The sequence below is a fragment of the Calditrichota bacterium genome, from assembly GCA_014359355.1.
Lineage (GTDB): Bacteria > Zhuqueibacterota > Zhuqueibacteria > JANLFK01 > Oleimicrobiaceae > Oleimicrobium.
Genome location: JACIZP010000321.1, coordinates 1 through 8,535 on the forward strand (window position 1 = coordinate 1; position 8,535 = coordinate 8,535).

The window sequence follows — 8,535 nt, forward strand, 5'->3', positions numbered from 1 at the left end:
GGCCACGATCCAGTTCATCGAATCCGGGTCCGATGACAAACTGCGGCGGTTCATGAATGAAATTGCCCCGATGCGCATCCAGCAGGGGTTCCGCCTTTCCGACATTCAGCGGGCGTTCCTGGTGGGCAAGCGGGTCATCTGCGACTTGATTGAAGAGGCCTATGCGGAAGACCAGGGGAGCTTGCCCACTGCGTTACGCGCGGTCGAGGAGCCGTTCAATCAGACGGTGTTGGAATACTCGGACATCTACCAGGAGTTGCAGCTCAGGGAGGTGGAAAAGCGCAGCCGGGAGGCTTTGAAGGCCGAGGAAGAGCGGCGGCTCCTGGAACAAGTGCAGGCCGAAAGAGAAAAACTCGATCGCCTTGTGGCAGCAATCGGTGCCGACATCGCCATCATCGACCGCGATATGCGCGTGGTGTGGCACAACCGCTACCTGTGGCGCGGCGAAAGCCACGAGGGGGTCAAGCTCGGCACCAAGTGCGATGTGTTGTGCTGGCACACGCAGCGGCGGCATGCGGACTGTGCCACGCAGCGGGCTTTCCGCAGCGGTCAGGTGGAGCAGAGCAACATCGAGCTGCGCAACGGCAACGGTCAAACCCGCTACTTCCAGATCATCGCCACGCCGCTGCACGGCACCGATGGCTCCATTCCCCAGGTTCTGGAACTGGTGCGCGAGGTGACCGACATCCGCGAGCTGGAACGCCGAGTGGGCACGCAACAAGAGTTCCTGGAGGCGGTGAGCAATGACTCGGCCGACGCCATCATCGGCCTGGATCCCCACAGCCGCATCATCTTCTGGAACAAGGGCGCAGAAGCAATCTTCGAATATCCGGCTCTTGAGATCCTCAACAAGCGCATCACCGTACTGACCCCCCCGGGTTCTGAGCGCAGAAAACGACTGCGCCACCTTCTCGCGCAGGTGCGCCGCGACCGATATATCCGCAACATAGAGACCATGCTCACCACCAAGAGCGGTCGTGATGTGCCCGTGGATGTGACGCTCAGCACCATCCGCGACAGAGAAGGGGCGATCATTGGCTTCTCTTCGGTCATTCGTGACATTAGCGAGCGAAAGCGCCTCGAGGAGAAGGTGTTGCAGGCGGAACGTTTGGCAACGGTGGGGCGCATGGCTGCCAAGGTAGCCCACGACATTCGTAATCCCCTCTCCTCCATTAGCCTGAACGTCGAGCTTCTCGGCGACGAGGTTGCCAACCTCAGCCAAGCCTCCAACGAAGAGATTCGCGATCTGCTCAGCGCCATTGCCTCGGAGGTGGACCGCCTGGCGCAGATGAGCCAGGAGTACTTGGAATTCGCGCGCGTCCCCAAGTTGAAGCTGCAACTCAGCGACGCCAATCATCTGATGGGCGAGCTGCTCAAGCGTTCCTCGGCGGAACTGGGGGCCAAGAAGATTGCGGTCATCACTCGGTTCAGCGAGGACCTTCCCCTGGTGCGGGTGGACAGGGCGCAGATGTACCGCGCGCTGCAGAACCTGCTGCGCAATGCGATCGAGGCGATGCCCAACGGCGGCACCTTGACGTTGGCGACCGAGCGAAATGGCGACTGCGTGCTGATGAAGGTGGCCGATACCGGCATAGGGATCGACGAGGGCGAGCTGCCCAAGATCTTCGAGCCTTTCCACAGCACAAAAGAGTTTGGCACCGGCCTGGGGTTGACCATCACCCGTCACCTGGTCGAAGAACACGGCGGCGCGGTCACCTGCAGGAGTAGGGTGGGCGAGGGGAGCGAGTTCGTTATCGCGCTCCCGTTGCACGGCGCAAGAAGGGCAGAGTTGGTGTGAATCCAGCAGAAAAGACAATACTGGTCGTTGATGACGAGAGCGATCTGCGCGACTCGTTGGGAAAGGTGCTGCGCAAGGAGGGCTACGTGGTGCTCCTGGCCGACTGCGGCGAGCGCGCCTTGGAAGTCTTGGCCAGCAAGCACGTGGACCTGGTGCTCACCGACTTGCGCATGCCGCAGATGAGCGGCATGGACCTGCTGCGCCGCATCAAACAGCAGTGGCCAGACATCGAGGTTCTGGTGCTGACCGCCTACGGCACCATCGAGGGGGCGGTGGAGGCGATGCGCGCCGGGGCCTATGACTTTGTCACCAAGCCGCTGAAGCGGGCGGAGTTGGTCCAGGCCATCCGACGGGCCGCCGAGCGGCAGACTCTGGCCATGGAGAACCGCTACCTCCGCCAAGAACTGGAGGGCCGCCGGGGCTATCAGCTGGTGGTCGGCCGCAGCGAGGCGATGCGCCGGGTCATGGAATGGGTGGAGCGCCTGAGTGCCATCTCCTCCACCGTCCTCATCACCGGGGAAAGCGGCACAGGTAAGGAACTGGTGGCCAGGGCCATCCATGCGCGCAGTCCCCGGGCCGAAAAGCGCTTCGTGGCCATCAACTGCGGGGCCATCCCGGAAAGCCTCATGGAAAGCGAGCTCTTCGGCCACACTCGGGGAGCATTCACCGGCGCCATTCGCGACAAAGACGGCCTGTTCAAGGTCGCTGCCGGTGGCACGCTGTTCCTGGACGAGATCGGGAGCGTCCCCCTCGGGTTGCAGATCAAGCTCTTGCGCGCGATCGAGGAAAAGGAAATCCTCCCCGTCGGCAGCACGACGCCAATCCCCGTGGACGTGCGCATCATCGCTGCGTCCAACCGGGACTTAGCCAAGGAGGTGGAGAGAGGCACTTTTCGCGAGGACCTCTACTATCGCCTGAACGTGGTGGGCATTGAGATCCCGCCGCTGCGGGAGCGCAAGGAGGACATTCCGGAGCTGGTGCAGTATTTCATCGCCCTGCATGCGGCCGAGCTCAACTCCAAGGTGGAGGGCATCGACGACGAAGCCATGGCCGCGCTGATGGCCTATGACTGGAAAGGCAATGTGCGGGAGTTGGACAACGTCATCGAACGGGCGATGATTCTGTGCGACCGGCCGCTCATCGGCGTTGCTCACCTTCCGGTGAACCTCCAGCCGAACCTTTTTGAGCGGCCTGGACGCTCGCGGCGCCTCAAAGACGCGGTCAAGGACTTTGAGCGGCAGCACATCATGGCCGTGCTCCGGCACACCGGTCACGACAAGGAGCGCGCTGCAGAGATCCTTGGGGTAAGTCAGTCTTCTCTCTATCGCAAGATGGCTGAACTGGGGATTCCGACCACGTCGGCCCATTCTTAGTTTTGGGAAGGCCCCAAAGTGCCTTTCCCAATTGCGGGAACCAACGCTGCGGAGAAGTTGGTGGAGGAAGCTTCTCCACGGTTAAGTGCATGAACAAAGGGGAAGTTGCGCTGCAGGGCGGCACAGAGCGCATGGCACAGTTCTTGAAAGTTTTCCACTCACCGACACGCTCAGTAGTGTTGAGGTCTGGAGCAGAAGCAGAAAGCAGCATCAGGACGGTGCCATGGCCACGCAGACGCCGCAATCTCGCGTGCTCATCGTGGATGACGACCATGAATTCCGCGTGTCATTGGGGAAGGCCCTCGCCAAGCAAGGGTACGAGGTGGAATTGGCCGCCGATGGCCTGGAGGCCCTGCGCGCGGTGGAACGAGGCAGCTTCGACTTGGTCATCACCGACCATCGTCTTCCTGGCCTCTTGGGGATCGATTTGCTGCCGGAGATCAAGCGGCGCAGCCCCCGCTCGGCGGTGATCCTGGTCACGGCCTACGGGGACGACACTGTGCGGCAGCGCGCCCGGGAGGCAGGAGCATTTGCGTTCTTGGATAAGCCCATCAAGCGCGAGGAGATCCTTACGTTGGTCGTCCAGGCCCTGGCGCGCAGGGACCAGACTTTGCAGCCTCACCCGTGATGGCCAGGCGACCTGCCTCTTGGTTGGAGAATTGCGGGATGGAGCAAATCAAAACCGAAGAGATTCTGGAAATCATCGACAAGCACCGCGCCGCCGGTGGCGACACTATAGCGATTCTGCGCGAGGTTCAGAACAAGTACGGGTTCCTTCCTGAACAGGCGTTGCGCGTGGTGGCTGAGCAACTGCGCCGCCCATTGGTGGAGCTGTACGGCGTGGCGACGTTCTATCGCTCGTTTCGTCTTAAGCCGCGCGGCAAGCACCTGATCTCCGTGTGCATGGGCACAGCCTGCCATGTGCGCGGCTCGCCGATGGTGGTGCAGGAGTTCCAGCGCCAGCTGGGCATCGAGGCCGGCCAGACCACTTCCGACAAGCAATTCACGCTGGAGACGGTGAACTGCCTCGGCGCATGCGCCCTGGGCCCAATGGTCGTCGTGGACGGCCACTACTTCCCTCACATGGCCAAGACCAAGGTGCGCCACGTGCTCGACCGCACGCAGGAAGGACTTGACAAGGTGGACGTTGCCACTGACGAGCGCGTCTTTCCGGTGCAAGTCAACTGTCCGCGGTGCAACCATAGCCTCATGGACCCCGACTACCTCATCGACGGCCACCCGTCCATCCGGCTGACCATTTCCTTCGGGCAGAAACATGGCTGGATTCGCCTGTCGTCGCTGTACGGCAGCTACACCATTGCCTCGGAACACGAAATCCCCATGGACACGATTATCCACAACTTCTGTCCACACTGTCACGCCGAGTTGGTGGGGGCGTCCAATTGCACCGAATGTGGGGCGCCGATGTTCCCCATGGTGGTGCGCGGAGGTGGCATGGTGCAAATCTGTTCGCGGCGTGGCTGCAAGAGCCACATGCTGGACCTGTATGGTGTGAACTTCTGACCAGTTACCGTCGACGCGGGGTGCAAAGGATCGAAACGCCAACAGCGAAGCCGGATTATGAGACGACTCAACTCCATTGACGAGTTCTATCAGCTGCAGCAGATCCTTCTTGCCGACCACGACCCCAGCATGCCGACCATCGTCATCTCCGCTGGCACGTGTGGGCAGGCGAGCGGCGCCAATGACCTCATTCGCATCGCCAAGCGAGAACTGCTCAACAAGGGCCTCACCGACAAGGTCCGCCTGCTCATCACCGGGTGCCACGGCTTCTGCGAGATGGAGCCCTCGGTGCTGGTGGAGCCGGCCCGAACGTTCTATCCCAAGGTGACCATCCCGGACATGGTGCGCATCGTGGAAGCAGTGGCCAGCGGCCAGGTGATCGAGGAACTGCTGTACGTCGACCCGGTGACCGGCGAGCGCTTCGCCAGGCAGGATGACCTGCCTTTCTTTCGCAAGCAAGTGCGCACCATCCTCAGTCGCAACGAGCGCTTGGACCCCATCCGCATCTACAACTACATCGTCCATGGCGGCTACAGTTCGTTCGTGAAAGTGCTGGCCAGTCGTAATCCCAGCTGGGTCATTGAGGAGGTCAAGGCGTCGGGCTTGCGCGGTCGGGGAGGCGCGGGTTTCCCCACCGGCAAGAAATGGGAGCTCTTGGCCACCCAGCCGGACGGCCGTGGCAAGTATCTGGTGTGCAATGCCGACGAGGGCGACCCCGGCGCCTACATGGACCGCAGCGTGCTGGAGGGTAACCCGCACAGCATCATCGAAGGGATGCTCATCGGTGCCTACGGCACGGGTGCCACAGAGGGCATTATCTACGTCCGCGACGAGTACCCGCTTGCCGTCAAGCACTTGATCATTGCCCTGCGCCAGGCCCGCGAGTTAGGCCTGTTGGGCGAGAACATCCTGCGCACCGGCTTTTCCTTCGACATCCGCCTGGTGCGTGGCGCCGGCGCCTTTGTGTGCGGCGAAGAGACTGCTCTGATGCACTCCATAGAGGGCAGGGTCGGCGAGCCCCGGCAGCGCCCGCCTTTCCCCGTGCAGAAAGGGATCAACGGCCGGCCCACGGCGATCAACAACGTGGAAACCTGGGCCAACATCCCGGTGATTTTCGAGATGGGGGCTGAGAAGTTTGCCAGCATCGGCACCAAGGGCAATTCTGGGACGAAAATCTTCAGCTTGGTGGGCAAGATCCGCAACACCGGCCTGGTCGAGGTGCCGATGGGCATCACCATCAAGGAGATTGTCTACGACATCGGCGGCGGGCCGTCTGGCAAGGCAAAGATCAAGGCGGTGCAAACCGGGGGGCCTTCGGGCGGTTGCATTCCGGCAAGCCTGTTTGACCTGCCCATCGACTACGACAGCTTGGCGCAGGCCGGCTCCATCATGGGTTCCGGCGGGATGATCGTCATGGACGAGAATACCTGCATGGTGGATGTGGCCAAGTACTTCATGAACTTTCTGCGCGACGAGTCCTGCGGCAAGTGCTTCACCTGCCGGAAGGGCACGCAGCGCATGTGGGAGATCGTCGACGACATCTCGCGGGGAAAGGGGAGCAATGGGCAGCTTGCGCTCCTGCAGGAGCTGGCCGAGGTGGTCAAGGACACCACCATGTGCGGGCTGGGGCAGACGGCCTCCAACCCGGTGCTCTCCACTCTGCGCTACTTCCGCCACGAGTATGAGGAGCACATCCAGAAACGCCTCTGCCAGGCCGGCGTGTGCAAGGAGTTGGTGGGCGCCCCATGCCAGTCGGCCTGTCCGCTGGGCACGGAGGCATGGCGCTACGTGGCGCACATTGCCCGCGGCGAATACGAGGAGGCCTACCGCGCCATCCGCGAGGCGAATCCATTTCCCTCCGTCTGTGCGCGCGTCTGCCATCATCCGTGCGAGGAACGCTGCCGGGCCGGGACGGTCAGTGGCCAGGCCATCGCCATTCGCGCCCTGAAACGGTTCATCACCGACCGCATGGATCCCATGACCTACAGGCCGACGCCCGTCAAGAAGGTCCTGAAGACCAGCCCGGCGGTGGCCATCGTCGGGGCGGGGCCGGCCGGTCTGACTGCTGCCCACTATCTGTCCCTCATGGGGTACCGGGTGACCATCTTCGAAGCGGAACAGCGTCCTGGCGGCATGATGTTGAGCGCCATCCCCGCTTATCGCCTGCCCAGAGAGGTGCTGGAGAAGGAGATCAGCTCGCTTCTGGACAAGTACATCAGCGTCAACTATGGCGTGTCCCTTGGACGGGACATCACCATCGACGGTCTGTTCAAGGAAGGATTCAAGGCCATCTTCCTTGCTCTTGGCGCGCACAAGAGCCGCCGTCTGGGGATCGAAGGAGAGGATGCGGCTGGCGTGTTCCCGTCGATTCAGTACTTGCGCTCCTTCAACCTCGAGGAGCGGCAGCAGGCGCGCGGGCGCGTGGGAGTGATCGGCGGCGGCAACTCGGCGGTCGATGCGGCGCGGGTGGCTTTACGCCAGAAGGATGTCCGCAGCGTCACCATCTTCTACCGCCGCACCCGGGAAGAGATGCCGGCCTTTGCCGAGGAGGTGGAGGCGGCGTTGCAAGAGGGCGTACGCCTGGAGACGTTGGTCTCGCCGGTGAAGATTCTCACCAGACAGGGGCGGGTCAGCGGGCTGCGCCTGGTGCGCAATGTGCTGGGCGAGGTCGACGCCAGCGGCAGGAGGCGCCCGGTACCAGTGCCTGGGTCGGAATACGACTGCGAGCTGGATTCCCTCATCGTGGCTATCAGTGAAGGCTCGGATGTCGACTCGGTGGCAGTGGCCAGCGAACAGAAAATCGAAACCACTCCGGCGGAGACGGTCAAGGTCGACCCGGACACCTTGTGCACGAACTTGCCGGGAGTTTTCGCCGGCGGCGATGTGGTCAGGGGGCCGAGCACGGTGGTGCAGGCAATTGCCGATGGCAAGCGGGCCGCGGTGATGATTGACCTCTACATCCGGGGTGAAGAACTCCATCAGCCGCCCGAGGTACGGTTGCCGCGCGTCTACGTGCCGCCAGTGCAGGTGAGCGAGGAGCTTGCCGCAGCGCGCCGGGTCGAGACTCCTCGCGCTTCGGTAGAGTGGCGCAAGCGGGGTTTTGCGGAGGTCGAGATGTCGCTGACCGTAGAAGAAGCGACGCGCGAGGCGAGCCGCTGCCTGCGCTGCGATCTCGAATTCGTCCAACGGCCAGAAGCACGCGCCTGAAGCTGAAGGAAGAGCGACATGGTCAATCTCACCATCAACGGGCTAGCGGTGCAGTTTGAAGAGGGCACCACGCTCCTGGAAGCGGCCAGGTTCATGGGCTTTCCGATCCCCACACTCTGCCACATGGAAGGGCTCTCTCCCTATGGCGCCTGTCGGCTGTGTGTGGTGGAGATTGGCGAGGGGCCGCAGGCGAAGCTGGTGACCTCTTGTACCTATCCGGTCCAGGAGGGGCTGAAAGTGCGCACCGCCTCCGCACGCGTAGTGCGCGCTCGCAAGATGATCATCGAGCTTCTTCTGGCCTCATGTCCTCAGTCGAAGGTTATCCAGGACCTTGCCTCCAAGTTCGAAGTGCGCCAGCAGCGCTTTCGGCAGGAGTACGAAGACTGCATCCTCTGCGGCCTCTGTGTGCGCATGTGTGCCGAGCAGATGGCGGGCAAGGCCATCGGCTTCCGGGGCCGCGGCGAGCGCCGCAGCATTGGCACCCCGTTCGATATCCGCTCGGAAGAGTGCCGGCTGTGCGGCGGGTGCATCTACGTCTGTCCCGCCTGCCAATTGCGCTGCACCTACACCGAGCCGGAGAAGGCCATCTGTGGCGGCTGCGCGAACCTCAGCCCGCCGTGTATCGAAAAGGAG

At 62.5% G+C, this 8,535-nt stretch carries 6 protein-coding genes; all 6 read left to right on the plus strand.

All coding sequences use genetic code 11. The features are described from left to right. The coding region (locus H5U38_13695; GenBank protein ID MBC7188073.1) for a PAS domain-containing protein at positions 1–1,798 on the plus strand (1,798 nt) is incomplete at its 5' end. Beyond that, positions 1,795–3,171 carry a sigma-54-dependent Fis family transcriptional regulator gene (locus tag H5U38_13700; GenBank protein MBC7188074.1) on the plus strand — a complete coding sequence of 459 codons (1,377 nt, stop codon included), beginning with the start codon at positions 1,795–1,797 and terminating at the stop codon, positions 3,169–3,171. The genes H5U38_13695 and H5U38_13700, both read left to right, overlap by 4 nt. Before the next feature lie 223 nt (positions 3,172–3,394). Next, positions 3,395–3,799: a response regulator gene (locus tag H5U38_13705; protein MBC7188075.1), complete on the plus strand. Its 405-nt coding sequence runs from the start codon at positions 3,395–3,397 to the stop codon at positions 3,797–3,799. A 38-nt stretch (positions 3,800–3,837) separates the two neighbouring features. Further along, positions 3,838–4,695, plus strand: coding sequence for an NAD(P)H-dependent oxidoreductase subunit E (locus H5U38_13710; GenBank protein MBC7188076.1), 858 nt, complete (start codon positions 3,838–3,840; stop codon positions 4,693–4,695). 129 nt (positions 4,696–4,824) lie between these two features. Then, on the plus strand, positions 4,825–7,902 hold the full coding sequence (locus tag H5U38_13715; protein ID MBC7188077.1) for an FAD-dependent oxidoreductase: 3,078 nt from the start codon (positions 4,825–4,827) through the stop codon (positions 7,900–7,902). Positions 7,903–7,920: 18 nt separating this feature from the next. Beyond that, a partial coding sequence (locus tag H5U38_13720) for a (2Fe-2S)-binding protein (GenBank protein MBC7188078.1) occupies positions 7,921–8,535 on the plus strand: 615 nt, incomplete at its 3' end.

Excerpts from the sequence above, each read along its gene's own strand:
- H5U38_13705 (MBC7188075.1), top strand. The coding sequence starts at position 3,395 with ATGGCCACGCAGACGCCGCAATCTCGCGTGCTCATCGTGGATGACGAC.
- H5U38_13710 (MBC7188076.1), top strand. The coding sequence starts at position 3,838 with ATGGAGCAAATCAAAACCGAAGAGATTCTGGAAATCATCGACAAGCAC.
- H5U38_13715 (MBC7188077.1), top strand. The coding sequence starts at position 4,825 with ATGCCGACCATCGTCATCTCCGCTGGCACGTGTGGGCAGGCGAGCGGC.